The sequence below is a fragment of the Caballeronia sp. LZ029 genome (assembly GCF_031451275.1).
Lineage (GTDB): Bacteria > Pseudomonadota > Gammaproteobacteria > Burkholderiales > Burkholderiaceae > Caballeronia > Caballeronia jiangsuensis.
The window spans coordinates 2,142,844-2,166,147 of the sequence record NZ_JARUXO010000001.1; the positions used below are offsets into that span (position 1 = coordinate 2,142,844).

24 protein-coding genes are annotated in these 23,304 nt (G+C 58.7%); 5 read left to right on the forward strand and 19 right to left on the reverse strand.

Annotated elements, in window-relative coordinates; translation table 11 throughout:
* A partial coding sequence (locus QCE73_RS10180) for a class I SAM-dependent methyltransferase (RefSeq protein ID WP_309881051.1) occupies nt 1-544 on the forward strand: 544 nt, incomplete at its 5' end.
* 53 nt (nt 545-597) lie between these two features.
* On the opposite strand, the gene QCE73_RS10185 is transcribed toward QCE73_RS10180, so the two are convergent.
* From QCE73_RS10185 to QCE73_RS10250, 14 genes are all read right to left on the reverse strand, one after another.
* Nucleotides 598-810 (reverse strand): GDCCVxC domain-containing (seleno)protein, encoded by a 213-nt coding sequence (locus tag QCE73_RS10185; protein WP_087126676.1) that lies wholly within the window; start codon nt 808-810, stop codon nt 598-600.
* 133 nt (nt 811-943) lie between these two features.
* Entirely contained in the window at nt 944-3,397 is a 2,454-nt protein-coding gene (locus QCE73_RS10190; RefSeq protein WP_404989744.1) for a heavy metal translocating P-type ATPase, read from the reverse strand.
* 74 nt (nt 3,398-3,471) lie between these two features.
* On the reverse strand, nt 3,472-3,867 hold the full coding sequence (gene cueR / locus QCE73_RS10195) for a Cu(I)-responsive transcriptional regulator (protein ID WP_087126674.1): 396 nt from the start codon (nt 3,865-3,867) through the stop codon (nt 3,472-3,474).
* A 698-nt stretch (nt 3,868-4,565) separates the two neighbouring features.
* Nucleotides 4,566-4,883 (reverse strand): P-II family nitrogen regulator, encoded by a 318-nt coding sequence (locus QCE73_RS10200; protein WP_087126688.1) that lies wholly within the window; start codon nt 4,881-4,883, stop codon nt 4,566-4,568.
* A gap of 39 nt (nt 4,884-4,922) precedes the next feature.
* Nucleotides 4,923-5,465 carry a PCYCGC motif-containing (lipo)protein gene (locus QCE73_RS10205; RefSeq protein WP_309881052.1) on the reverse strand — a complete coding sequence of 181 codons (543 nt, stop codon included), beginning with the start codon at nt 5,463-5,465 and terminating at the stop codon, nt 4,923-4,925.
* The gene (locus QCE73_RS10210) at nt 5,462-5,623 is read right to left on the reverse strand and encodes a hypothetical protein (RefSeq protein ID WP_309881053.1); all 162 of its coding nucleotides are present in this window, start codon (nt 5,621-5,623) and stop codon (nt 5,462-5,464) included. The genes QCE73_RS10205 and QCE73_RS10210 overlap by 4 nt, the downstream gene beginning before the upstream one ends.
* A gap of 105 nt (nt 5,624-5,728) precedes the next feature.
* Entirely contained in the window at nt 5,729-5,935 is a 207-nt protein-coding gene (locus QCE73_RS10215; RefSeq protein ID WP_309881055.1) for a DUF2933 domain-containing protein, read from the reverse strand.
* Between the two features lie 67 nt (nt 5,936-6,002).
* On the reverse strand, nt 6,003-6,299 hold the full coding sequence (locus QCE73_RS10220) for a hypothetical protein (RefSeq protein ID WP_309881056.1): 297 nt from the start codon (nt 6,297-6,299) through the stop codon (nt 6,003-6,005).
* Between the two features lie 541 nt (nt 6,300-6,840).
* On the reverse strand, nt 6,841-8,679 hold the full coding sequence (gene dsbD / locus QCE73_RS10225) for a protein-disulfide reductase DsbD (RefSeq protein WP_309881057.1): 1,839 nt from the start codon (nt 8,677-8,679) through the stop codon (nt 6,841-6,843).
* Nucleotides 8,680-8,754: 75 nt separating this feature from the next.
* Nucleotides 8,755-9,105 (reverse strand): copper-binding protein, encoded by a 351-nt coding sequence (locus QCE73_RS10230; RefSeq protein WP_309881058.1) that lies wholly within the window; start codon nt 9,103-9,105, stop codon nt 8,755-8,757.
* Nucleotides 9,102-12,308 (reverse strand): efflux RND transporter permease subunit, encoded by a 3,207-nt coding sequence (locus QCE73_RS10235; protein ID WP_309881059.1) that lies wholly within the window; start codon nt 12,306-12,308, stop codon nt 9,102-9,104. Before QCE73_RS10235 ends, QCE73_RS10230 begins: the two co-directional genes overlap by 4 nt.
* Nucleotides 12,305-13,855, reverse strand: coding sequence for an efflux RND transporter periplasmic adaptor subunit (locus QCE73_RS10240; RefSeq protein ID WP_309881061.1), 1,551 nt, complete (start codon nt 13,853-13,855; stop codon nt 12,305-12,307). Before QCE73_RS10240 ends, QCE73_RS10235 begins: the two co-directional genes overlap by 4 nt.
* Before the next feature lie 11 nt (nt 13,856-13,866).
* Nucleotides 13,867-15,162 (reverse strand): TolC family protein, encoded by a 1,296-nt coding sequence (locus QCE73_RS10245; RefSeq protein WP_309881063.1) that lies wholly within the window; start codon nt 15,160-15,162, stop codon nt 13,867-13,869.
* A gap of 92 nt (nt 15,163-15,254) precedes the next feature.
* Nucleotides 15,255-15,617, reverse strand: coding sequence for a hypothetical protein (locus QCE73_RS10250; RefSeq protein WP_309881065.1), 363 nt, complete (start codon nt 15,615-15,617; stop codon nt 15,255-15,257).
* Here QCE73_RS10250 and QCE73_RS39390 point away from each other — a divergent pair.
* Nucleotides 15,616-16,068 (forward strand): multicopper oxidase domain-containing protein, encoded by a 453-nt coding sequence (locus QCE73_RS39390; RefSeq protein WP_404989745.1) that lies wholly within the window; start codon nt 15,616-15,618, stop codon nt 16,066-16,068. The two genes, QCE73_RS10250 and QCE73_RS39390, sit on opposite strands and share 2 nt — an antisense overlap.
* Nucleotides 16,069-16,193: 125 nt before the next feature.
* On the opposite strand, the gene QCE73_RS10255 is transcribed toward QCE73_RS39390, so the two are convergent.
* Nucleotides 16,194-16,646, reverse strand: a complete 453-nt coding sequence (locus QCE73_RS10255) for a porin (protein ID WP_309881067.1) — start codon at nt 16,644-16,646, stop codon at nt 16,194-16,196.
* A 341-nt stretch (nt 16,647-16,987) separates the two neighbouring features.
* On the opposite strand from QCE73_RS10255, the gene QCE73_RS10260 reads away from it, so the two are divergent.
* The 3 genes from QCE73_RS10260 (at nt 16,988) to QCE73_RS10270 (ending at nt 18,854) form a co-directional block, all read left to right on the forward strand.
* Nucleotides 16,988-17,314, forward strand: coding sequence for a DUF4148 domain-containing protein (locus QCE73_RS10260; RefSeq protein ID WP_087126663.1), 327 nt, complete (start codon nt 16,988-16,990; stop codon nt 17,312-17,314).
* Between the two features lie 229 nt (nt 17,315-17,543).
* Complete coding sequence (locus QCE73_RS10265; RefSeq protein WP_309881069.1) at nt 17,544-18,179, forward strand: cytochrome c; 636 nt, start codon at nt 17,544-17,546, stop codon at nt 18,177-18,179.
* A gap of 327 nt (nt 18,180-18,506) precedes the next feature.
* Nucleotides 18,507-18,854: a response regulator gene (locus QCE73_RS10270; RefSeq protein ID WP_309881071.1), complete on the forward strand. Its 348-nt coding sequence runs from the start codon at nt 18,507-18,509 to the stop codon at nt 18,852-18,854.
* A 286-nt stretch (nt 18,855-19,140) separates the two neighbouring features.
* Here QCE73_RS10270 and QCE73_RS10275 read toward each other — a convergent pair whose 3' ends face one another.
* The 4 genes from QCE73_RS10275 to QCE73_RS10290 all read right to left on the reverse strand — a co-directional run bounded on the left by QCE73_RS10275 (nt 19,141) and on the right by QCE73_RS10290 (nt 23,189).
* A complete protein-coding gene (locus tag QCE73_RS10275) occupies nt 19,141-19,824 on the reverse strand; it encodes a heavy metal response regulator transcription factor (RefSeq protein WP_087126661.1) in 684 nt (227 codons plus the stop codon).
* A gap of 487 nt (nt 19,825-20,311) precedes the next feature.
* Nucleotides 20,312-20,638: a DUF4148 domain-containing protein gene (locus QCE73_RS10280; RefSeq protein ID WP_238215517.1), complete on the reverse strand. Its 327-nt coding sequence runs from the start codon at nt 20,636-20,638 to the stop codon at nt 20,312-20,314.
* A 606-nt stretch (nt 20,639-21,244) separates the two neighbouring features.
* Complete coding sequence (locus QCE73_RS10285) at nt 21,245-21,601, reverse strand: four-helix bundle copper-binding protein (RefSeq protein ID WP_404989767.1); 357 nt, start codon at nt 21,599-21,601, stop codon at nt 21,245-21,247.
* 328 nt (nt 21,602-21,929) lie between these two features.
* Nucleotides 21,930-23,189, reverse strand: coding sequence for a type II restriction endonuclease (locus tag QCE73_RS10290; RefSeq protein WP_309881076.1), 1,260 nt, complete (start codon nt 23,187-23,189; stop codon nt 21,930-21,932).
* Between the last annotated feature and the right edge of the window lie 115 nt (nt 23,190-23,304).

Below are 23,304 nucleotides of genomic sequence, written 5' to 3' on the forward strand. Positions count from 1 at the left end.
CCGCCGACATCACGCAACTTCTTCCTCATCGCTGGACGCCGACCACTGCTTGATGGTTTCAGCGATTGCCCCGTCAAGATGCCTTCCCCGGGTGCTTACTTTGCTTCAGCGTGGATACCGAAACCTGACTGTGCTCGATATGTCCGCTGTCGCTCTCAATGCAACAAAACAGCGTTTAGGCTCTGTCGCCGAGCAGATAACGTGGCTCGACTCTGATATTACGGTGGTCGAGCTGCCTGAGCATCGATACGACGTGTGGCATGACCGCGCTGTCTTCCACTTCCTGACGGAGCCATCGCAACGGAACGCCTACACCCATCTTCTGACCAGAGCAATTAAGTTCGGTGGCCACGTTGTAATCGGCACATTCGGACCACTGGGACCAAACAGGTGCAGCGGGCTGGAAGTAAGGCGATACGACGCTCAGTTGCTCTCAGAAGAATTCGGTGCAGGGTTTGGATTGGTCACAAGCACACTCGAGGACCACCATACGCCGGCAGGCTCCATTCAGCAGTTTCTTTACTGCTGCTTCCAGAAGCTGTGACTGTCGGGTCACACGCGCCTCGGCACCGCGCTTGGTCAATTGCGTGAATCCGGTCAGGCGCAGCAGGCGCCAGACCGCTGCATCGGCGGGCACCTTTTCGTGCCGTACGAGCAGTACACGCAGCAATCCCCGGATTTCGGTCTGAGAACAGTCTTGCATTGCTCGCATTCGTAAAACCACACGCAGGCGTCAGAGGGCATCATCTCGTTCTTCCTATGCCCACACACCGGACACGTGATGATTGATTTCAACACGACTGCAATCATAACTGCACCTGCTTAACGTTGGATGGCTAACCAGTGTTGGCGGTAGCGTTCGTCGACGCGTCCACCGAAGCCTAAGTGGGCATGCAGCGTGTACAACCCCGATACCCGCCCTACAATCGGAAAGCGCGATGAGTTAAATCTTCACGTTGCGCAAACGCAGCGCGTTCGAGATAACTGAGGCCGAGCTCAGACTCATTGCTAGCGCGGCAATCATCGGGGACAGCAACAACCCGGTGAATGGATAGAGGACGCCGGCTGCCAGCGGGAGACCCAGCGCGTTGTAGACGAACGCGAAGCCGAGGTTCTGCTTCATGTTGCGGATAGTGGCCTCAGATAGCTCCCGGGCTCGCGCGATGCCACGCAAATCGCCCTTAACGAGGGTGACCTGGGCGCTACTCATCGCCACGTCCGTACCGGTTCCCATCGCAACACCCACGTCCGCCTTGGCAAGCGCTGGCGCATCGTTGATACCGTCTCCGGCCATGGCCACGACCTTGCCTTCCTCCTGAAATCGCGTCACGAGCGCAAGCTTGTCGGCGGGCTTGACTTCACCATGGAACTCGTCGATATGGAGCCTCGTCGCCACAGATTTGGCTGTCACGACACCGTCGCCGGTCGCCATCACAACGCGAATGCCGTCTTCCCTGAGCCGCGCTAACGCCTCGGATGTCGTCGCCTTTATCGGGTCCGACACTGCGAGAAGGCCTGCCAGAGTCTTGTCGACAGCCAGGTACATGACGCTCGCCCCCTGCGTTCGCAGTGCGTCGGCTTCGGTGGCCAGTTCCCGAACGTCAATACCTTCAGCCTCCATCAAGGCAGTGTTGCCCAACGCGAGTTTCCGACCGCCAACGAATCCTCGCACACCAATCCCTGTGCTTGATTCGAAGTTCTCCACCTTCTCGAGCGCCAGTTTTCGCTGACGGGCCGCGTCCACGATGGTCGCGGCCAGGGGGTGTTCGCTACCCTGGTCAAGGCTCGCCGCGAGCCCGAGCACATCTTCTTCTGAATGTCCGTTCACACCAACTGCACGTTCAAAGGCGGGACGACCCTCGGTTAGCGTGCCCGTCTTGTCGACGATAAGTGTGTTGACCTTGCGCAAATTCTCAATCGCGGCAGCGTCCCGAAAAAGCACACCATTCGAGGCGCCTTTGCCGCTCGCGACCATGATGGACATCGGCGTAGCGAGTCCGAGCGCACACGGACATGCAATGATGAGCACCGCCACCGCGTTGATGAGACCGTACACCCAGCTCGGCTCCGGTCCGAACAAGCCCCAGGCAAGAAAAGTCAGGACCGCGACGCCAACTACAGCGACGACGAAGACGCCCGCAACCTTGTCGGCCATGCGCTGCATTGGCGCCCTCGAGCGCTGTGCCTGCGCGACCATCTGGACGATTTGTGCGAGTACGGTCTGGGAGCCGACTTTCTCCGACTTGATGACGAGGCTTCCGGAAGTGTTCATGGTCGCGCCAATGACATGGTCGCCGACGCGTTTGCCGACAGGAATTGGTTCGCCCGTAATCATTGACTCGTCGAGCGAGCTGGAACCATCCGTGACGACGCCATCTACTGGCACCTTCTCGCCCGGCCGTACTCTGAGCAGGTCGTCAACATGGACGTGGGTAAGCGGGACGTCCTCCTCAGTTCCATCAGCATTGACACGTCGCGCAGTCTTCGGCGCGAGGCCCAGGAGCGCCTTGATAGCAGCGGAGGTTTGTGACCGTGCCCTCAGTTCCAGTAGTTGACCGAGCAGCGTGAGCGAAATGATGACGGCCGCAGCCTCGAAATAGACCTCGACCCGACCGTGCGCGATAAAAGCCTCGGGGAAGACGCCAGGAGCAACTGTCGCGATGACGCTATAAACATAGGCCGCGCCTGTGCCGAGTCCAATGAGCGTCCACATGTTCGGGCTGCGATTGACGAACGACTGAAAGCATCGTATGAAGAACGGTAGACCGGCCCAAACGACGACAGGGGTCGAGAGAAGGAACTCGACCCAGCTTTGGGTGGCCGCGTCCATCCAGCCCGGTCGATGGCCGAACATGGCCAGGACGAACACCACTGCAGTCAGCGGTAGCGTCCACCAGAATCTATGACGAAAGTCCGTCAGTTCCGGATTCTCCTCGTCCTCAAGACTAGGCAACAACGGCTCGAGAGTCATCCCGCACTTTGGGCAGTTCCCGGGATGGTCCTGGCGAATTTCCGGATGCATCGGGCACGTGTATATCGTGCCCTCCGGCCCAGCCTGTAGGGATGTCTCGGTCGGCCGTTCGATATACCTCGACGTGGCAATCTGAAACTTCTCCTGACACGACACGCTACAGAAGAAATATTGATGTCCATCATGTTCAGAGCGGAATTGCGAATCCGAAGTAACACGCATACCGCAAACGGGGTCCTTGAGCGCGTCATTGGTCTGCGCTCGCGCACCATCGTGACTGCGTCCGCGGTGCCCCTGATTGTCATGAACGTGCCCAGACGGCCGGCCTCGTACATTGACCGAGGCATGGTCGTGATGGCCGCTCGGTTCATGGGCTGCGCCCGAGTGTTCATGAGAAGTCTTACCGTCGTTAAGTGGCCCGCTCATATCGAGTGCTCCGTCTTGGCGTCATGCCGTGCTTGAACTGTTTCGCTTATCGTGAACTTCGACGCATGGATACATCAATGCGCCTCGCCCGCAAGTTTCCCCAAAATCGGACAGTCAGGGCGCGAGTCCCCTTTGCAGTGTGCCGCCAGATGGCTGAGCGAATCTCTCATTTGAATCAGTTCCTGAATTCGCAAATTCAGCTCTGCAATATGCGCACTCGCAAGCTGTTTGACCTCGCGGCTTGACCGGCTTTGGTCTTCCCAAAGGGCCAGCAACACCGCAATTTGCCTGGTGGAAAATCCAAGATGTCGAGCCTGCTGGACAAAGCGCAACACCTGCACATCCCGGGAGGTGTACACCCGATAGTTCGACCCTGTCCGCGCGGCAGCCCGAATCAGGCCTGTTTCCTCGTAATGGCGAATCATCTTGGCGGACATGCCCGACGACTTCGCAACCTCGCCAATATTCATCGTCTCCCTCCTACGAAACGGCCGCTCGGCTGATACAAGTCATTGTTGACCTTCCTGCCATGGGAAGGTCAAGGAGCAGAAACGGCGACCATCACTCACGCACCCGCACGTTCCTGACAGTCAATACCCGCCGCTCCCATTGCTTTGGCGTCTATGACAAGCTAGTCTGAACCTGTCAGATGAGACACGCAGAGTGATGTAATGCGACGAGCGACACAGAGATTCGGCGTAATCGTGGCAATTGGCATCGTCACGCTCGCCGCATGCGCTTTCTTTTTATACGAAATGGCTTATATCAGCGCGGACTGACCCTACGATTTTCGCGGTCATGACGTCTGAACCGAATGTCCCACTCCGCTGTTCGAAGGTCCGAGCATCAGCTACGGCGGCCCGGAATGCCGCCGGCAGCAATATCCCCGAGCAGCCACGTTATCTCGCCCTCTCGGTGCGGTCGTCGTCCCGCCTCTCGTGTTCGGTACGCGTGAGATGCCGTACGGCGAGCGTAATCGCAAGGCCGGCGCGCTGCCACGATAGAAGAGCCCCGCGACCATGAACAGGAACAGTGTGCCAAGCAGTTGCCTGACGAGAAGAGTCAGGATGGCGGACGTTCAAGCGCTCAACGCTCGAGCCGCCCGCGCTACGGACCCGGAAGGCCGACTTCGGGATGTGGCGGATGCACATTCCGACGTTGTTGCTGCTCACGGAGCCGCCTCTGAAGCCGTACGAACCCGGAAAAATCGCTCCACGGGAAGAACCGCGACGATTCCATCGTCCCCTGAGGCGCCGCGTGCGGTGTCCATAATTTCCTGGACCAGCGCATCAACACGCTCACTCTCGGTGAAGACTTCAATCTTGATGTGCTCGGTTGTCCAGTCGTTCGAGAAGGGGTTTGGATGAATCCCAAATCCTTTGACTCGTGTGACGGTCACCCCATGAACGTGAACTGTTCCCAGCCGACGCTCCAATGCCTTAAGGACTTCGGGCCGAACAATTGCAACAACGCATCTCAGTTCCATGTTTCCCTCCATGGCTGGTTGCGAGAAAGCCGCTCGCGCCTATCCTTTTGGCGCCCACTTCGCATCGACTGCCGCCTGAATCTCGCCCGCATCCTGAACGCCGGCTTGCGTCATCTGATAAGCAATCTCGGCCGTGCCCTGACACACCGCGCACGTCACTGCCATCTCGTCTTCGAAGCACTGCAGGTTGGAGCGATGCACGCCACGATTCTCACACCCGCACCAGCAGTAAAGCTTGTTGAGCACTGCGGGAATCTGCGTTGCAACCCAGTAGGCGTGTCTCACGTCTTCGTCGGTGAACTGGTTCGGGTTCAACACGTGAGACGCATCCGACCGGCCGCTCGGGATGATTCGCAATCCGTCTGGGCGCAACATTCCGACATGCCAGGCAGTTGCTTGTTGAACCTGTCCGGACGGTCCTGTCACCTTCGCTGACGACACCGTCTCATGTCGCACAAAAGTCGGACCCCAGACCATGGCTGCAGGTACCGCGAGGACCAGCGCTAGCAGGAACAGCAGATGCAACAGCGTCCTTCGCGACGGCTTGGCTGACGCCTTCTTGTCGTGTGTATGGCGTTTCATCCTGAGTCTCCCAGTTCATTGGTCGGCAAACGGCCGAACATCGCCTGACCACAGGAATGCAGTCCGTGCATCATGCTGAGGTGCATTGCCGTCATACCAACGGCACTCAGCACGGCGACCAGGCCGATAGCCGCGAAGAGACCGATGATGATGTTCAATATCGGCTTTCCGTTAAACATGATTCGCTCCCGCGCCACGCAAGGATTCGGTGCGACTGCCATCCATGCCGCACCGAGCCTGCGTGATGCCATCAGATGGTTGAACTACGAGCCGCTTTTTTCCACGGGCTGACCGGACTTCTCCTGCCTATCGGTGTGGGTCTGCATGCCGCGCATCATGAACAGCATCGACAGCGGGCAAATCAACACGCTGGCCATCGCGATGAAAGCGCCGAGCGTGCCTCGTATCTGAGGCAATGCCCAGTAGCCGATTGCGATAATCAGTGCGAGAGCAAGCGCAATCGTCACCATCGTCTTTATGTTGCACTTCATGGTCGAGTCCTTGAGTTTGGATATTTTTGGATGGGTACTGACGCACTTACTTCGACGGAGCCGTTCCGGCCTGGTCTGAGTACTTGAGCATGATGTCGCCCATCGCACGCATCATCTCGCCGTGCATCTTCAGCGCAGTTTTCGGGTCCATACCGGCCGTACCACCCATCATCGGACAGCTCCCCATCATTCCGCCCATGCCCATCATGGAGCCGTGTTCCCGGCTCTGCGATGACGAACCGGGCGCACTACCACCTCCAGCTCCTGTTGCCGCCATGGCGACGGCACTTGCACCCAAAAGCACCGCTGAAAGCATCGATGCACGTACAATTTTCGCGTTCATGGATATCTCCATTGAATGAAGTCGCTGATAGATTTCATGCGCAGGTCGACAGTCGCTGCGCGCAGCGAACATGTGCGACCCACGGCACAAAACCGTTCAAACCTGGTTGGAAGAGAAACTACAGCGAGCGAGGCGGAGGTGCGGGAAGTTCCGGAATGAACTCTTCAGCGAAGGCGGGAGTAACCGCCCGATAGACGGGTGACGAAGGCGTGACGAGGACCGAATACTTCACGGGTATAGCCGGCACACCGCAAAGGAACCCACCTACGCCATCCGGGCAGACGTGCTGGACGTTCACGGCGTTGTGTTTTGCGTCATGTGCACAGGGTGTCGAGTCCGAGGCACTCGACACGCTGGCTTGTCGTGAAGCCATTGCCCTCATTTCCGGGCATGACGTCGCCGATGCCGGATAGCCAATCAAAGGCAACCAGGCAATCAGAAAACATGCGACGAGTTTTACCCAGAATTTCATGAAGTTCAGTATAGGCCTGGTCGCAGCATGCCGCCACGACACGTCGCGAAATTCGAGTGTGGCTTCATGTCACTGGGCCCATTTCTTCAGGTGCGACAGGAACGCATCGGCACCGACGAATCCCGCGAGCTGTGCGCCGGGTTGCTGCCTGCCGTTCCTGTCGTAGAAAATCAGTGCCGGCGGCCCGAAAAGTCCGAAGCGCCGCAGCATCGCTATGTCCTCGGGCGTGTTCTTCGTGACGTCGATGCGCAGCAGCTTCCACTGAGCAAACTCGGTTACTACGCGCGGGTCGGTAAACGTGAAGCGCTCGAGCTCCTTGCAACTGATGCACCAGTCCGCGTAGAAGTCGACCATAACCGGCCGGCCGCGTGCGGCTATGAGCGCCCGGTCCAGGTCTGCATTCGACCGTATCGTGTCGAATCGTGCGGCTCCCTGGCTGGTCCCCTCAGACGAGACGCGCATCAGGCCACCAAGGGGCTCGAGGATGTCCCGATGACCTGACAAGACACCAATGAACTCGGCGACGCCCGCGACCAGTAGCAGCACGCCGAGCGCTTTGCTCACTCGCGTAATGGCGGGTGCACCTGTTGGCAGTGGGTCAATCGCGCGAAGCATCACCCCGCAACCGGCGAGCAGGAGCGCAATTAGTATCATCAACGACCAAACTGGCAGCAGCGAATAGACAAACCACAGCGCTGCGGCCAGCAGGATGACGCCCAGCGTGTTCTGGACCGCGACCATCCAGTGCCCGGCCCGAGGTAGCATTCTGGTTCCGAAGGTACCCACGAGTAGCAGCGGAATTCCCATCCCGATGCCCATCACATACAGGGCCAGTGCTCCTCCAATGACGTCGCGGCTGTTGGCGATATACAGCAGTGCGCCCGCCAGCGCTGGCGTCGCGCATGGCCCGACAATCAGCGCGGACAGCATGCCCGCAATGAACACCGGGATAACGCGCCCTCCGGGCAGACGATTGCTCCATCCCGCCACTCGGGTTTGCCAGCTCGTCGGCAACTGCAGTCTGAACACGCCGAACATTCCGAGGGCCAGGATAACCATCAGCATGCCAAAGCCGGCGAGCACCCAGGGCTGTTGTGTTACCGCCACTAGCGGAATGCCGATGATTGCTGCGATTGTGCCGGCCACTGCGTAGGTAATCGCAAGCCCCTGCACATAAGCGAGTGACAGGGCAAAGCCTCGCCCAAAGGACGATGGTTCCCGCGCTGCCCCGATAACCGCAGTCACAATGGGAATGAGCGGGTACATGCACACGGTTCCTGCCATTAGCAGGCCCGCGAGGAGAAAGGCGAGCAGTTCGGCGAGGGAGATGCCATTCGCGGGGTGCAGGTTGATGCCAAGCCTGCCGGACGGCAGGGCATCGCCAATGTCGGGAAATCCGGCGACACCAGCCGGCGCGTTATCCCCTGTTGAGGCGGAAGTGACCGAGCCATTCTCTGCCACGCGAAAGCTTCGCGTCTGTGGCGGATAGCAGACGCCCAGGTCTGCGCATCCCTGCGACGTGACGGACAGGATGATGCTGCTCACTATCGGGCGAGGCAAGGGAATAGCGATTTGCAAGGGCCGGTGGTACACCGTGACCATGCCGAATGTTGGGTCGCTTTTCAGCTCACCCGGCGGCATCTGGTCCGGCTTTATCGGTGTACCGTCGACCGCAAAACTGAACCTGTCCCGGTAAAGGTAATAACCTTCGTGAGTGTTGAAATCGAGCAGCAGCTCTTGCTGCGCGCTGAGCGTGACCTTTAACGGGAACGCTTGTTCAGGTGGCAGTAGTTCTGACTCGTCGACAGCGTGGGCGGCCAGCGAAGTTAGTACGAACAGCAAGCCGAGCGCAACACGCAACACACGTTTGACCGTCGCGTTCCATACACTGATTGATGTCGCTAGCATCACGGGCCTCTGTCTCCTACGGACCGGACTGCAGGCTCACCGACGGCGAGCCTGCAGCCCGGCATCAATACTTCGTCAAGATTGTTTCTCCAGTCTCACAATGGTCAAGGTGCCATCGACGTTCTCGACGCGAACCTTAACCTTGTCACCTGCGTGAACTTTTTTGACCATCGCGGCATCCTTTGCCTTGAAGGCCATAGTCATCGGGGGCATCCCGACGTTTTCCAGCGCGCCATGCTTCAGTGTGACCATGCCGGTCGTCGAGTCTACGTTCTTGACTTCCGCGTCGGTCAGCGCGGCGTTCGACGACGCCTTCGCGGCCGAAGGCTTTGCGGACATGTTCATGCCAGCCATGTCATCGCCCGCAAACGCGGGAGTGGCAACGATGGCTGCAAACGCTGCGGTTGTGACAATCAGTTTCTTCATTGAATTTCTCCAGTTTCGGTTGATGGCACTCTCGCGCCGGAAGGTACTTCACGATGAAAACGGGCCGCGCCGGCCTCTCGCGCTTGACGGCGCTGTAACAGGAACCAGGCAGCGGGAATCACGAACATCGACAGAAGGGGCGCGGTGACCATGCCGCCGACCATCGGCGCAGCGATACGCTGCATGACTTCCGACCCCGCGCCATGACCAACCATGATGGGTATAAGCCCGGCCAGCACGACCGCAACCGTCATGGCTTTTGGCCTCACGCGCAACACGGCGCCTTCGCGAATCGCGTCGAACAACAGCGCCTCGGTCAGCATTTCGCCAGCCTCGAGGCGACGATTGAGTGCACCCTTGAGGTACAGAAGCATGACGACGCCGAATTCAGCAGCCACACCGGCGAGCGCGATGAAACCCACTGATGTCGCGACCGACACGGCATGGCCCAGCAGCCAGATGAACCATAGGCCGCCTACCAACGCGAAGGGCACCGTCGACATGAGCAACAACGCGTCAGCCGCGGAATTGAAGGTCAGGAAGAGCAGCACGAATATGACGACTAGGGTCACGGGAATGACCGTTCGCAGCTTGGCCGCCGCGCGCTCCAGGTACTCGAACTGTCCGGACCACGCGATTGAGTATCCGGGAGGGAGAACGACCTTTTCTGCGACCGCACGCTGCATCGCTTTCACGGCTGACTGCAGGTCCGTGTTACGGATGTCCACGTAGACGTAGCCCGAGAGACGCGCATTTTCGCTGCGAATCATCGGGGGACCGTCGGTAATCGCGATACGCGCGACATCGCCGAGCTGGATTTGCGCGCCTCGGTCCGTGACGACCGGAAGTTGACGAAGCCGCTCGAGCGAATCCCGGACTTCGCGTGGATAGCGGATATTGATGGGAAACCGCTCCCGACCAGCAATCACTTCGCCAACGTTGTCACCCCCTACCGCCGACGAGACGACCGACTGGATGTCCGCCACGCTCAGCCCGTAACGGGCCGCCGCAGACCGGTCGATGTTGACATCAATATAACGACCTCCGTTCAGCCGTTCGGCCAATGCGGACGTCACGCCAGGCACGTCCTTCGCGGCTGCTTCTACCTGCGTCGCAATCCGGTCTATCTGCGAAAGGTCCGCACCAGAAATCTTGACCCCAACGGGCGTCTTGATGCCCGTCGACAGCATATCCAGGCGATTGCGGATGGGGGGCACCCAGACGTTCGACAATCCCGGGACCTTGACTGTCGCGTCCAGTTCGTCAACTAGCTTCTCCGGCGTCATGCCCGGGCGCCACTGGTCGCGCGGTTTGAACTGAATCGTGGTCTCAAACATTTCGAGCGGCGCCGGGTCCGTGGCAGTGTCGGCGCGGCCCGACTTACCGAAGACGGTCGCCACCTCCGGCACGGTCTTGATGAGCCGGTCGGTCTGCTGCAGCAGTTCCGACGCTTTCTCGGCCGAAATGCCGGGAAGCGCCGTCGGCATGTACAGCAGGTCGCCCTCATCGAGCGGCGGCAGAAATTCCCCACCGAGACGCGAAACAGGAACTATCGTGGCAGCCAGCGCAACGACGGCGAGCCCAATCACGAACCATGGACGTCGAAGCGTAGCTTCGAGCAGCGGCCTGTATAGACGAATCAGCACACGGTTGATGGGATTGGCGTTTTCGTGCGGGATGTGGCCGCGTATGAGATAGCCCATCAGGACGGGCACGAGCGTGACGGACAGTCCGGCAGCCGCCGCAATCGTGTAGGTCTTCGTGAATGCCAGCGGCGAGAACAGCTTGCCTTCCTGCCCTTCCAGCGAGAACACTGGGATGAACGACAGCGTGATGATGAGCAGAGAGAAAAAGAGCGCCGGCCCCACTTCAGCCGCAGACGTGGCAATCAGTTCCCAGCGTTGAGACGCAGAAATCCGCGCGCCAGGGTACTCATGCTCGAACGCCTCCAGATGCTTGTGCGCGTTCTCTATCATCACGATGGCGGCATCAATCATCGCGCCGATGGCAATCGCGATACCGCCGAGCGACATGAGGTTCGCGTTGACACCCTGGTAGCGCATCACGATGAATGCGGCGAGGACGCCGAGCGGCAACGAAAGAATCGCGACGAATGCACTGCGCAGATGGAACAGGAAGACCGCACAGACAAGCCCGACGACAATGAACTCTTCAATGAGCTTGTCCTTAAGGTTGCCCACTGCGCGCTCGATGAGTTGGGAGCGGTCATAAGTCGTCACGACTTCCACGCCAGCGGGTAGGGACCGCTTCAGGTCGCCGAGCTTTGCCTTCACGGCGTCGATGGTCTTGAGCGCGTTCTTCCCCGAGCGCATCACGATGACGCCACCCGCGACCTCACCCTGTCCGTTCAGCTCCGCAATGCCGCGCCGCATCTCGGGTCCAATCTGGATACGCGCCACATCGCCGAGCAGCACGGGCGTGCCCGCTTCGTTCGCGCGCAGCACGACGTTGCGGAAGTCATCAAGCGAATGTAGGTAACCGGACGAGCGGACCATGTACTCCGACTCGGCCATCTCCACGACCGACCCGCCTGATTCCTGATTCGCCTTGCCCAGTGCATCGGCCACCATTGCCTGGGTGATGCCATATGCGCGCAGTTTATCCGGGTCGAGGACGACCTGATACTGGCGCACCATGCCGCCAATGCTGGCCACCTCCGACACATCGGGCACCGACTTCAGCTCGAACTTCAGGAACCAGTCGTTCAACGCGCGCAGTTGCCCTAGGTCGTGCTGCCCGGTTCTGTCGACGAGCGCATACTCGTACACCCAGCCCACGCCGGTTGCGTCCGGACCGAGCGAGACCGTCGCTCCAGATGGCAGGCGGCTTTGCACCTGATTCAGATATTCGAGCACGCGCGAGCGTGCCCAGTATTGGTCCGTCTTGTCATCGAAGAGCACATACACGAACGCGTCGCCGAATGACGAATAGGCGCGGATGGTTTTTGCGCCCGGCACACCAAGCAGCGTCGTGGTGAGCGGATAGGTGACCTGGTCCTCGATGACCTGCGGTGCCTTGCCCGGATATGAGGCCTTGATGATGACTTGCGTATCGGACAGGTCCGGCAGCGCGTCGAGCGGCGTCTCACTTACCGAGTAGACGCCCCAAGACGCGACCAGGATGGTCGCCAGCAACACGAGGAAGCGGTTGCGAATGGACCAGCGGATGAGACGCGCAATCATTTGGCGCCTCCCACGGGCTCGACCTTCGTGAGCTGATAACCGTCATCCGTCTGCCTGAACACAAAATGCACCGTCTCGCCCGCCTTAACATCCGGAAATGCATTGGGCGAAGGCTTGTTGAACGCCATTGTCATCGCGCCCCAGCCGAGCGCCGGAACGGGCTGATGTGAGAACGTGATGTCGCCCGCAGTTACCTTCTCGACCTTCCCGGTGGTCTCATACGTCTGAGTCGCTGCGGGGGCAGAAGATGGGGCCGAACCGGTCCCGGGGGAAGCACCCGTTGCCCGGGATGCCGGGCGACTTTCGAGCCTCGGCAAAACCGATTTGAGGCTGGCTTCGGAATCGATGAGGAATTGGCCGGAAGCAACGACGGTCTCGCCGTCCGCCAGACCACTGACGACCGCAGTTTCGTTGCCAATGTCGTTACCGACGGTGACACTGACAGGTTGCAGGCGTCCGTCGCCGTTCTTCACGATGACGACGGAGCGTTTGCCGGTTGTGATGACGGCTTCTGAAGGCACCAGCAGCCGCGGCACTGCCTTCTGGCCAGCGACGTGCACTCGCATGAGCATGCCCGGCGTCAGCTTGAACGCTGAGTTGTCGACTTCAAGGCGAGCCTGCAGCGTGCGGCTCGTCGTGCTGATGCCAGGCAGGATTTCCCGAATCTGGCCTTTGAAGTGCTGGGACGGGTCGCCGCTAAACGTAGCGTCGACCGTCATGCCAGGTTGCACGGACAACGCGAGCGCCTCTGGGATTTCGACGACGAGCCACAGCTTCGAAAGCCCCGCGATTTTGGCGAGCGTCTGCCCCGGGGTGACCATCGCGCCTTCCCTGACGTTCAGTTCGCTCACGACGCCTGTTTCCGGCGACGACAGCACGACATGGGTCTGCGCCTTACCGGTCCGGTCGAGAGCCGCGATGACGCCGTCCGGAATCGACAACGCCCGCATGCGCGCGCGGGACGCTTCCAGCATGCTGCTGTCCATTCCGCTGCGCTTGAGCGCAAGGTACTCTTCCTGCGGTGCCAGCCAGTCGGGAACGAATAGCGACGCAATCGGTGCGTTCTTCGCAATCCGCTGCATCGGGGCGCTGGCGTATAGATGGTCGATGTAACCCGCGACGCGTGACTGCACGACGTCTGACCGCGATTCGTCGAATTGCGTGGTGCCGACGGCGTCGAACCCTTCCGAAGTTTCCTGCCGGCGCACGGTCGCGTAGCGGATACCGAGGTTCTGCTGGAGGCCAGGGTCGATGCTGACGCCCGTCGAGCTGCCACCTTCGTCCGCGTAGACCGGCTCGAGTTGCATATTCATGAAAGGCGATTTGCCCGGCTTGTCGAAATGCTGTGCCGGGACCATCGGGTCATGCCAATACAGCACCTTGCGACCCGTTTTCGGGTCGACCTTGTCGCCTGACGTGGAGACGGCGGCGACAGCGCCTGCTCCCCCCGAAACCGGACGATGGGTGCCGGCAACGTAGCCGACGGCGAGCAGCGCCGCTGCCGCAAACACCGCCAAGGCTGCGCGTGCCAGTTGTTTCTTTTGCATGCGTTTCTCCTTCACTGACCGGCGGTCATCGAAGCTGGGACGACCTGATATTCAAGCTGTGCCCAGGTCTGCGACACGTCGCGTCGCAGGTCAAGCACCTGAAGTTCAGCCTCAAGTTGCGCGCGTCGAGCCGCAAAGGTATCGGCGAGTGAGCCGGTGCCTGCCCTATAGGCGGCAGCGGCAAGTTGAACGCGCTGGCCAGCAGCGGGAAGCAGAGAGTCGGAGAGATTGGCAATGCGCTCGCGACCGCTCTCGAGGGTGGCGGACTGCGTGCGGATGTCGGCTTCGACCTGACGCTGCGCGTCCTCGTACATCAGGCGCGCCCTAGTGCCAAGCTCCGCTTTTTCCGCTGCGTCCCGGTCCTGGCGATTTTTGCGATTGATGGGCAAGGGGATGCTGACGCCAATCGACACCATGTTCGAGTACGCTCCGCCGCGCTGTTGATACGCAACGCCCCAAGTCCAGTTCGGGCTTCGGTTACTGTTCGCGACGGCCGTATCGGCATCGGCGAGCGCGATGTCGCGCGACGCAGCGACGAGCGCCGGCTGTACCTCACGCAGTTCCTCTGGAGGTAGCGTCGATACGTAGGACAGGGGCGCAGGCGGCTCGCCGGTCACGTCGGACGCGGGCATTGCTGTCCATCGAGACAAGCCGATGAGTGCCGTCTGGAAGGTCTGGCGGGTCTTGAGCAATTGGTCCTGGGTCTGCGCGAGCATCACCTGCGCTTGCGTGACATCAGCGGCCGTCGCCTTCACCCCGCGATATGAAGCCTTCGTCGCGGCGAGCTCATGACTCATGTGGTCAACGAGTTCCTGCTGCAACGAGACCGTCTTCTTTGCATAGACCGCATTCAGCCACGCGATGGCGGTCTGCTGACGTGTGTTCGCGAGCTGAGCCAGATAGCCCGCTCGCTCCCGGTCAACGACGTCGTTTGCCAGAGCGGATTGGAGTCGGCGCTTCTCGCCCGACACCCATTCCTGCTCGATGCCGACGCGACGCATCGTCATGAAATCCTGGCCGACCGTGAATTTCTGCTGCCCGGTCACGGGCAGGTTGTCGATGCCCGCCTTGAGCATCGGGTCGGGTAATTGGCCGGCCCGGACGGCTGCCTCGGAGCTCGCGCGTACCGAGGCCTGCGCCGCGCCCATGACGGCGGAATGGTCGGTCGCGGCCTGAAGCGCTGCATCAAGCGTAACGGGTGTCTCCTGAGCGGACGCAGTTGCGCTCGTGAGAATCAGCGCGGCAAAAAGCGAATGCGCGCGCAGGGATGCACGCCGGCATAACGGCGTGCCAATGATTGAAGGCATGTTCTAATCCCAACGGCGGACTCCCATAAGGAATCCACGTCCTGGATGCAGGACGACCTCGCCGCTAATGCGGCGAACCTGTCAGCAAGGGATTAGAGGGTGCGAGGAGGTCGCCAGAGACCGGCCGGTTCTCGGACGACGAGCGAGTGCGCGTAGTGGAATACGAGCGGGCTGGACAATGCGGCAGGACGCGTTACCTCGATGCGCGAAACCGGGTGGTAGAGGCTGCCGAGCTGGCATTGCGCCGTTGCCTTACAGAAGAACCCCCGGACTTTCTCCGATTGAGAAGATTTCGCCATCTCGCACCCGGGCATCTCCGACGACATCGCGCTTGCTTCGTCGGAGCCCGCGCTCATCTGCATCGGACATTCTCCGGTCAAGCCACTGGCTGCCAGCCCACTGATGGGCAGCACAGCACAAAGCAGCAGCAGGAGCAGTATCCGAAAAAATTTCATGTCGCGAAGCGTAGCGAGGCCATTTTATACACGTTCCGAGAAATTTGTCGTCCGCGCCACTTTTACCGCGCACGATGGGCACCGGCAGCAAGTGCGGCCGAAGCAGCTCAACGCGGGGCACGCGCGGGTTTATGGTGCGGCCAACATCACTAAGCGTCCGGTACCTGCCGGCGGTGAATTTACGCACAAAGCTACGGCGCAGCAGGCCGGAACCCGCTTCTATCATTCAAACGACCACGTAGACCGTCAGCATGCGCTTGGACCAGGGACCAAAGCGGTTGGCACACCGCTAGTTCCGATGGACTGCGGTTGTAGGGGGCAGTTCGCCACAATATCCGGAGACGTTCGAGCCCCAGCCCGTGCATTTCGAAAAAAAAAAGACCCGGCGTTGCAGCCGGGTCTGAAGGGATGGCGGTGCACACGACTACCCGCACGTCCGTCGAACGCTTAGGAAAGCATAGTCGAGGTCCACCATCCGCGTGGACGTCAATACGGCATGAAGTCGCGCGAGACACGGTATCCCGCGCGCCAACTCTTAAAATATCGGAAGCACCTCCTGACTCACGTCGAAACCGCTCAAAACGGATGACGCGACGCTACACGCGCTAACACTTGATTCGAAGACGTCGACGGTGCCTGAGCGCCCGTAATGAAGGCTCCAGCATCAAGATTCGTGCCGGTACGGCTTCCCGACAGCTTTTGATACAGGCCTTGCACGTAAACGTCGGTGCGCGGCGACAGGCTGTAGTCCGCCATCAAAGCAAGCTGATTCCACTTCGGCTTTGCGGTACCTGAAGCAGCGTCGAACCTGCCCTTAGTAAAGCTATACATGGCACCGACAAAGAAACTTGGAGTGAACTGATGTTTGACGTTCACTTCGTAGTCGTCGAATTTCAGCGTGCTTGGGGTCGTGGCCAGAGGTGCACCAGGTAGCCGCAGATAGCTGTCGGCGCATTCAGGTCGGTGTGCGAATACACGAAGCCAACGGTGGTCGAACTGAACAGAGTGTAGTTGATGCCCGCGCCACATTCTATCACGCAGCTTCTTAATTTTATACGCATTCCTATTTTATAAGCTTAACACCACCTTTCTTAGCAGATTTTGCATCTCAGAATTCCAACTATACAAGCCAAAGTCGCACGGTTCATTGCGCTGGTATTACATTTTGGCAATCTGTTCGTCATCAACCGTCTTCAACGAGCTCCGAGGCATTAAGATGCGAGAGCAGTGAGCTCAGCCGGGAGGATGCCAATCAACTTCATCCACATTTTCTACGCTTCAAACGTTGCGCAATTTTCATGTTGAAGCCATGCTCCAGACAGAGTCCAAAACATAAACTTTCCTCCAATCAAACTCATTTGGAGGACGCAATGAAAGTAATTCCCTTGTTGGTTGCTACCCTGAGCATCGCCTTCGCAGCGCCAGCCTTTGCCGAACATGCCTATCGCTTGAACGACGTACAGCCGACCCGAGGGAGCGAAACGTTAGCGGCGTCGAGTAGCAGCACGCAGTCGTATGGCGGCAGCACCGATGGCGTGGCTGCCACAGGCAAAATTGGAAAGACCCGCGCGCAAGTCGTCGCCGAAATGATTCAAGCGCAACGGGACGGCCTCATTCCCACCAGCAAGAACGACTACCCGCCCAGCGAGAGAACCATCGAACGCAATAAGGAACTCTATCGGATTCGCAATCGCTGACCCTCATACAACCAGGATTTCAGGCCAACTTGCTTCGCTCGACGCGTGGCCTTAGTCAAAGTGGCACGGGAGCTTGCAGAATTCAGCTGGCGATGGGCGGCAGTTCGACGGAAAAATGAGAGGTTCGTCGAACTGCCAAACATGGATTTCTTCAGCGGAGACCGCGTTCGGGCCGCCATGAAGCGTCGATTGGATGATGTTGGCCGATTCCCTTCTTCTCGGTGAGAGCATGAGACACTGGGTTCTTCCTGCAGCGTCATTGTCGGCAGTCGCGCTCGTCGGTGCGACCGCGTTCGTCTTGTCTGGAAGCTACAACATGGGGGCAGATGCTCCGCACTGGTCCCTTACCTACAAGATTTTGCAAACATTGCGGATGAGGTCTATCGAGGCTCATTCGAAGGACATCGCGCTGCCAGACCTCAATAGTCCGGAACTCATTCTTAAGGGCGCGGGCCAATACGCGGCAATGTGCGTGACATGCCACCTCGCACCTGGAGTGAAAGATTCTGAGCTGGCTCCTGGGCTCTATCCTCAGCCGCCGGAGCTGGCGAAGTCGCAATTGGACCCGCGCAACGCTTTCTGGGTTATCAAGCACGGCCTCAAGATGAGCGCAATGCCTGCTTGGGGCAAGACACACGATGATGAGACGATTTGGAGTATGGTCGCCTTCGTGAACAAACTGCCAAGTATGAGCCCACAGGAATACAAGGAAATGGTGGCTAAGGCGCCTCCAGACGAGGAAATGGAGAGTATGAAGAACATGCCTGGAATGAGGTCGATGCACGGCGCAGCAGAGGACGCAAAGAATGACGCCACTTCCTCACGCAGCCCAGAGGCCAGCCACCATACTCATGGCGCGGACTGAAGGTTTCCAGTCAAGCTTCGGGGGCCTTCGTACAAATTGGGGCGCTCCGCATTGAGGCCTCGGTTTCTCGACTGGTTGGCTCTCGGAGAGGTCGAGTTTCGGCCACGCGGACGGTTTCGTACGGCAAAGGCTGAACGTGTATGCCAATACGCGTTTTTGCCGGTAAGCGATTCCGTCCACCTTGGGCCCGGCAGAAATGTCGGGCTCTTTTTTACGCACGAGCGTTGTCGCGTACAAGTTGCAAAGGTTCCAACGGCGCAGCCCGCGGTTGTGCATCGACGCCACAGCAACGGCGTTCCAGTCGACCTGGCCTATTGGAGAGCTGTCATGGGGAAGGTCTTGTTTGTCGACGACCACAGAGACACAGCCGATATGTTGGCGAATATTGCACTCGAATTGGGCCATTGTGTTTCGGTCGCATATGACGGAGCCTCGGCAAGCCGAATGGCGTCTCAAGAAGTCTTCGACCTGGTGTTTCTGGACATCTCACTACCGGATGTCGATGGACGAGACGTGTGCTCTCAGATTCGTTGCGGCTTGTCAAGGCATGCCCGCATTGTTGCCGTCACAGGCCGTGCTGAAATTCGCACGAACGGCGAACTGAGCGCATTCGACGACTGGTTAATCAAACCCATTTCGATGCACCAGATTGAGCACCTGCTTACTGCACCGTAGCCGTAGGCGGTAATCATACCGGGACGAGCAGAGAACGCGAGTGCCCTCTGCCGCCGGCATGGTCCTCTCGAAGTGGTCACCGAAATCGGGGTGTGCGCCTTCTAGGGTCTTCACCATTCCGACCCGGGGTTCAGTCAAACCGGCACCTTCCGCAGGTGTCACTCGCATCAGGGAACATCTCCATGCGCGGGCCGTCCAGCTCCCTTTTCCGCGCCGCGACCGACGTCGCGTACCTCTTGCGGCGAAGGTGCTACCCGCAAGCACCTCGGACAAGATGGTCTTTCAACTACTCACTCGCCGGAGACTTGTCCTCCAGCACGTAACCCATTCCGCGGACAGTGTGGAGCAACTTCTTGTCAAAGGGCGCGTCAATCTTAGCTCTGAGCCTTCGGACCGCGACGTCGACCACATTTGTATCGCTGTCGAAGTTGATGTCCCATAGCTGCGATGTGATGAACGTTCTAGTCAGCACTTCGCCCTGACGCTCTGCCAACAACTGAAGAAGAGCGAACTCCTGGGCGGTAAGTTCAATCCGTACGCCACCGCGCCTCACGCGTCGCTTTATGAGTTCAATCTCTAAATCAGCAATGAACACGTAGTCACGGGTCGAACGAGGCGCTCTTCGAAGAAGAGTCCGGATTCGCGCCAGCAGCTCTATGTACGCAAAAGGTTTCGCCAAATAGTCATCAGCGCCAAGCTCAAAACCTTTAACTTTGCTCTCGGTGCCGTCTCTCGCGGACAGAAGGAGCACAGGCGTGTCCTTTTGCTCCCTTAACCGCTTTAGCACCTCGAAACCATCTATCTGCGGCAGCATCACATCAAGGACAATCAAGTCGAAGTCCTCGTGGAGTGCCAGAAACAGGCCATGCCTACCATTGTCGGCAATGTCGACAGTGAAACTCGCCTCCGTGAGACCTTTACGAAGATAGGAACTCATCTTCTGCTCGTCTTCGATAAGTAGGATGCGCATACCGCTATGATTTATTCCTTTCGACCATTGGTCGCGAGCGGAAGCGCCTGCCGCGTTGCACTCCGCTTGGAGATTTTTCGGGGAAGACAAATCGAGAACCGAAGCGGCTGGGGAAGGACTCCGTGAGCTTTCCCCTCTCGAAGAACCTTGCCGGCCGGACATGATGCGCGCGGTTCGCTTACCGCGGAGGACAGTTCGTTGGCTTTACGTGCAGGTTTTGACAGGGATAGTCGGGCTTCAACTGTGGGCTCGGTGCAGCGCGTTTGTTAGTGCTAGCAGCAGAGCCCTTCTCATTCGATATCGTGCCACAGGCGGCAAGAACGACGCTCGCAATCAGCGCCACGGCTACTATTCTTCCACCGCCAATTTCTGTTTTCATGCTGGACCTCGATTTCAGCACCAGCGTTAGCTAAATGTCCGGCTCGCCCCTTATTTGTCAAGTACCGCATCTTGCTAGTGAACCAAGGCAGCGCGAGCCGGTGGACGCCTACTTCGCTTGCGCTGCGTGGTGCCGAGCGGCGTACTTTTCCTTGTTAATCTCAATGCGCCAATTGCTTGGCGGATAGTCGTTGTCGCTGGTCGGGACGAGTCCTTCTCGTTCTGCCTGCTTCAGTTCTTCGACGACTTGCCGTCGGGTCTTCCCAGCGGGTGCGGCCTGAGCGACCGGCGGTTGCCAGACGTGAGCAGATTGAACCGTTTCGACGCTTTCCGCTCTTGCTGTTTCCTTCGGAGGGTAGTTGTGCATTGAATCGGCCAATGCAGCTGTTGTGACAATATTTGCGCAAAGGACAACAGCAAGATGATGCAATTTCATGTTTAACCTCGTTATTAAAGCTGCGTCGGTGATTCGACGTGCTACGAGGCTTATTCTGAAGAAGTGCACCTGAAAACACCGTGACGCTCAGATGACCATTCAGTCACCCAGCGTGCAGGACTCGAGAGGCTAAGTCTGTCACTGCTTGCGCTTTCCCAATTGAGAGGTTCTGCTCTTCCACGCCATGAGTAGTTACCGTGCACGGCGCAGCCGTGATGGCCGTCGAATAAGTAACAGCGCGTCGGTGCGATGCTGAATGACTTAGCAGGTCGTTGAACTATCCTTCGCGAACGCGTGCTCGCTTATTCCCAAGAGCTAGCGCGGTGATGCCACGAGGAACTCGTGCGCCTATGCAATCAAATGTTGCACGCTCAGACCGGCGCCGTCGACGAGATGCGAGAGCTGCACGGGAAGAACTTCGAGCTTGCTGATTATCAACCCTTCTCGGACGCTAGCCCACTGCAACCCGAGGGAGGAAGTCTGCGCGGACAGCACAGCGGTGGTCGATAGCGCTTACCGAATAGCAACTGCACCGCCTGAGGGCTACGCCTTTTTCGCACGGCGGAGCGAGCGGGCCGCTCTGGGCCCGCTTGGCGAGTTTGCGACCTACGCCATCGCGCGACATTCCTTCGCGCAGGTGCGGCAAGCCTCCGCGCATTGCTTGCAATGCTCGTGTTCGTGTTTCTCGCACTCGGTGGCGCATGCTTCACATAGGGATGCGCATAGCGCACAAATGTCTTTGACATGTTGGCTGCCGCGAGCCATGACCGCAGACGCAAGACGACAGACACCAGCGCAGTCCAAGTCCTGTCTGATGCAACCGGCCATTTGGGAGACGTTGCCTTCAGACAGGCATGCAGTTGCGCAATTGTCGCAAGCAGTGGCGCAGGAATCGCAAGCGTCGATGCACGACTGATACTGTTGGTGAGCCATATTTCCTCCTTGAATAGCAGGGGGCTGCATAAGCCAGCGAAGAAGGACGCGCACGCATCGTGCCCGGTGATGGGAGCTTCAATGAAATCCTGTCATCACATGCGGTAGGTCTATCGGTCGGCGACGAGGTCAGTTCCTAGGTCGGCCACCGACGGCTATCGTTCGCTAATTCAAGCGTTCCAACGAGCATGATGCAGTGTCTGCCCACCTGTCAGAACCGCAACGAACACCATAGGCCCAACAGGAAGCATTTCGCAAAACCATTTGAAGCCATGCGTGCCGCTGGCTCCGGAGTGACCCGGACGTTTTTAGCGTCTAGATTAGAGCGACCAGCACGCAACGGGAGACAAGTATTTGACTACAGCTTGGAGGCAATGGCCTCGATGGGCTTCATCCCGGTGCCAAAACGCGCGATGCTTTCCCGATTTGCTTTTAGCGCACTATAGGGAATGTATTTCATGCTCAGCGCAGCCACGCGCGAGAATGCCGGCCTCGCGAGTTGACTACGAACGTCGCTCTCTCGGCTGTCGGGAGCAACGAGATACAGATGTCGTTGAATAGTATCTGCGGACCCAAGCGCAAGGTCGAGCAATCGAACGATGCCGGAGTAGATTGACGTCGAATGCTCTACCTCGAAAGCGGCGACAACCGAGCCGTCTTCAAGCAGCCAGATGACGTCAATCAAAGGTACCGTGTCCCCGCCCACGATTGAAAGCGCAATCGGTAACTGCTCAAGGCATCCGTCGGAGAGCTTTCCTTCTTCATACGGGCGGGACCTATCGTTGGTCGCAATCCAAACCTTATATCCAAGCGAATGTCCGAGGTCGCGCAGCCAACCCTGAATCTGCGTATGTGTTGCATCCTCCTGTCTGCTTGCCGCTAATTGTTTGGCTTGACTTGCGGATTGAGCGCGGACTGCCTCAAGGTCTTTGCGCCACGCGTCGTGTGAAGCCGTGTCGTCAGCTATCGGCGGAAGCGGATACCGTTCGCTTCCAACGTCAAACAGGAATCCAGCGGCTGCACCAAGGTCATTGGATAAGAGCCCGCGATGCGCCGCATTGAACGCAAGAATGCTCTGCCGCATCGTCAGATAATGGTCCCAGCGGCCGAGCTTAACGTTCGAGCGCGTGACTGCGTTGAAGCCTTTGACGATGGCTGTATTGAACGGACTGACAAGTGTCGGATGGATGAAATACAACAAGTTCGCGACAGCCGGTCCCAGACCCTTGATGGCATGGGAATCGAGCGCTCGTATGGCACGGAGCACTTCTTCTGCTTCGCTGCAGCAGTCGCAAGTTTCCAGGAGCCGCGCGAACGCCCGCTGATTCCCGGGGTTCTCGTAGATGTCCGGGATTCGCAGCTTCGGCTTCCAGAGGAACGCATGGTCCGCCCCTTTAAATATTTGCCGTTGCTCGGCGATTGAGTGAACGACAGTCTCGAGTGACGACCCGCGGTATGTGTTCCCGAAAGTGCCTGCCTCTATCTCCTTCACAACTTGTCGAAGCCCTTGGCGAATCGAGCGGAAATTCTTTAAGCGTTCGGGCCATAGGAACCAACTCTGAAACGTTCCTGTCGGGTCTTGCTTCCAATGCTGAATCAACGTTGCTATATCGTCCATTTGCTCGCGACTCTCTCGTTTTCCGCGAGTCTACCACTGCTCCGTTGTTCAAAATTCAAATGAAGGCGTACATCCGAGCAGGGACGGCTCGCAGTAGCCCCTGCCTTTTGGGCCA

Excerpts from the sequence above, each read along its gene's own strand:
- QCE73_RS10260 (WP_087126663.1), top strand. The coding sequence starts at position 16,988 with ATGAAAGTAATTCCCTTGTTGGTTGCTACCCTGAGCATCGCCTTCGCA.
- QCE73_RS10270 (WP_309881071.1), top strand. The coding sequence starts at position 18,507 with ATGGGGAAGGTCTTGTTTGTCGACGACCACAGAGACACAGCCGATATG.
- QCE73_RS10275 (WP_087126661.1), bottom strand. The coding sequence starts at position 19,824 with ATGCGCATCCTACTTATCGAAGACGAGCAGAAGATGAGTTCCTATCTT.
- QCE73_RS10245 (WP_309881063.1), bottom strand. The coding sequence starts at position 15,162 with ATGCCTTCAATCATTGGCACGCCGTTATGCCGGCGTGCATCCCTGCGC.
- QCE73_RS10290 (WP_309881076.1), bottom strand. The coding sequence starts at position 23,189 with ATGGACGATATAGCAACGTTGATTCAGCATTGGAAGCAAGACCCGACA.
- QCE73_RS10205 (WP_309881052.1), bottom strand. The coding sequence starts at position 5,465 with ATGAAACGCCATACACACGACAAGAAGGCGTCAGCCAAGCCGTCGCGA.
- cueR (WP_087126674.1), bottom strand. The coding sequence starts at position 3,867 with ATGAATATTGGCGAGGTTGCGAAGTCGTCGGGCATGTCCGCCAAGATG.
- QCE73_RS10235 (WP_309881059.1), bottom strand. The coding sequence starts at position 12,308 with ATGATTGCGCGTCTCATCCGCTGGTCCATTCGCAACCGCTTCCTCGTG.
- QCE73_RS10215 (WP_309881055.1), bottom strand. The coding sequence starts at position 5,935 with ATGGTGACGATTGCGCTTGCTCTCGCACTGATTATCGCAATCGGCTAC.
- QCE73_RS10280 (WP_238215517.1), bottom strand. The coding sequence starts at position 20,638 with ATGAAATTGCATCATCTTGCTGTTGTCCTTTGCGCAAATATTGTCACA.
- QCE73_RS10185 (WP_087126676.1), bottom strand. The coding sequence starts at position 810 with ATGATTGCAGTCGTGTTGAAATCAATCATCACGTGTCCGGTGTGTGGG.
- QCE73_RS10200 (WP_087126688.1), bottom strand. The coding sequence starts at position 4,883 with ATGGAACTGAGATGCGTTGTTGCAATTGTTCGGCCCGAAGTCCTTAAG.
- QCE73_RS10230 (WP_309881058.1), bottom strand. The coding sequence starts at position 9,105 with ATGAAGAAACTGATTGTCACAACCGCAGCGTTTGCAGCCATCGTTGCC.
- dsbD (WP_309881057.1), bottom strand. The coding sequence starts at position 8,679 with ATGCTAGCGACATCAATCAGTGTATGGAACGCGACGGTCAAACGTGTG.
- QCE73_RS10265 (WP_309881069.1), top strand. The coding sequence starts at position 17,544 with ATGAGACACTGGGTTCTTCCTGCAGCGTCATTGTCGGCAGTCGCGCTC.
- QCE73_RS10250 (WP_309881065.1), bottom strand. The coding sequence starts at position 15,617 with ATGAAATTTTTTCGGATACTGCTCCTGCTGCTGCTTTGTGCTGTGCTG.
- QCE73_RS39390 (WP_404989745.1), top strand. The coding sequence starts at position 15,616 with ATGTCGCGAAGCGTAGCGAGGCCATTTTATACACGTTCCGAGAAATTT.
- QCE73_RS10190 (WP_404989744.1), bottom strand. The coding sequence starts at position 3,397 with ATGAGCGGGCCACTTAACGACGGTAAGACTTCTCATGAACACTCGGGC.
- QCE73_RS10220 (WP_309881056.1), bottom strand. The coding sequence starts at position 6,299 with ATGAACGCGAAAATTGTACGTGCATCGATGCTTTCAGCGGTGCTTTTG.
- QCE73_RS10255 (WP_309881067.1), bottom strand. The coding sequence starts at position 16,646 with ATGTGGCGCGGGCATCAACTACACTCTGTTCAGTTCGACCACCGTTGG.
- QCE73_RS10285 (WP_404989767.1), bottom strand. The coding sequence starts at position 21,601 with ATGCAGCCCCCTGCTATTCAAGGAGGAAATATGGCTCACCAACAGTAT.
- QCE73_RS10240 (WP_309881061.1), bottom strand. The coding sequence starts at position 13,855 with ATGCAAAAGAAACAACTGGCACGCGCAGCCTTGGCGGTGTTTGCGGCA.